The 485-nt window shown below is 60.4% G+C and carries 1 protein-coding gene; it reads right to left on the reverse strand.

Annotated elements, in window-relative coordinates; all coding sequences use genetic code 11:
• A partial coding sequence (locus EOA86_RS37940; RefSeq protein ID WP_128345899.1) for a protein psiB occupies positions 1-375 on the reverse strand: 375 nt, incomplete at its 3' end.
• Positions 376-485: the final 110 nt, after the last annotated feature.

Raw genomic sequence — 485 nt, forward strand, 5'->3', positions numbered from 1 at the left:
GATCAGCCCTCCCGCCGTCATCTCGTCGTTGGTGGCAAACACCGGGTCCAAAACCGGACGGCAGCATTTGAAATGCGCCGAAGCGTCTTCGAGGCTTATCAGGGGAGAGTGGTAGGGTTCGCTTCCGTCACCGCCGACGAGAACGAGTTTGCCGGCCAGCGGCTGCGGGTATCCTTCAAAGATGGTGAAGGCGGTTAAGCCGTCGTGCAAGCCTTCCTCGTCAGCGAACAGGGAATGCCGTTCATCAAAGCGCACGACCTCGATCAAGCGGCACCCGATCAGGTCATAGATGGGTTTGAAGCTGATTCCGGCCGGAAGCTCGACGGCCCGAAAGATCGTGGTTTCGGGGTCCAGTACGTAAGCAGTCTGTTTCATGGTCTAGCCCTTTCTTTCTCCGCGAAGCGGTTTCCTGCCCGAAGGGGCAGGAGCCCCGCTCCTGCTCCCGAGCTCGCGCGGAGCAGCGGGAGAGAGGGAGGCAAGGGAAA

The sequence above is a fragment of the Mesorhizobium sp. M5C.F.Ca.IN.020.32.2.1 genome, assembly GCF_004023105.1.
GTDB classification, from domain to species: Bacteria; Pseudomonadota; Alphaproteobacteria; order Rhizobiales; family Rhizobiaceae; genus Mesorhizobium; species Mesorhizobium wenxiniae.